Source organism: Staphylococcus sp. EG-SA-2 (assembly GCF_017152085.1).
Genome location: NZ_JACYHC010000008.1, coordinates 1 through 584 on the forward strand (window position 1 = coordinate 1; position 584 = coordinate 584).

Genomic DNA, 584 nt, shown 5'->3' on the forward strand with positions numbered 1-584 from the left:
TTTCAATCATCATAATTTGCAAAGGGATTTCTTTTTCAAACTCAGGTGCATATGCTCGTACTTCTTCCATAGTTAAGGGCAATTTCGTTTTGGTTAAAGGGTGTGTTGGATGCCCCTCTGGTACCAAGCTCTCAGAATAAGTTAAATCATCTGTCTTATCACTATCTTTTACATGTTGTAACCATGAAAAAAAGTTAATATCTTGTGGTAATCTTGAAAATTTAAAACTTTGACTTATTAATGTTTGTCTGTGAGACATTTGCTTATATGTTTCAACTAAACTATCTCGACTGTGTATTAACTCTTCGCGTAGTCGCTCTGAAATAGGGATATCAAAGTCATGATTCAACACATCTAACAAACCTTCTAAAGTTATAATTAATGACGTTTCACCTTTATTTAAATAAGTAATATCACCTGTAAACTCATAGCGTTCTAATGCACTTTTTCTAACAACTTCAATAGTCAACACATGCATATGATACTGAATTTCAATTAAAGATCCTTTTTGCGAAATAAATGTTTGCTCGGGGTAAATACGTTCTTTAATAATGGCGTTAATTACACGATATTGAATATTTCTA

General features: G+C 31.8%; 1 pseudogene. It reads right to left on the reverse strand.

The features are described 5' to 3' along the window. Positions 1 to 584: pseudogene (sfaB, locus tag IDG60_RS27005) on the reverse strand (staphyloferrin A synthetase SfaB); the annotation flags it as partial.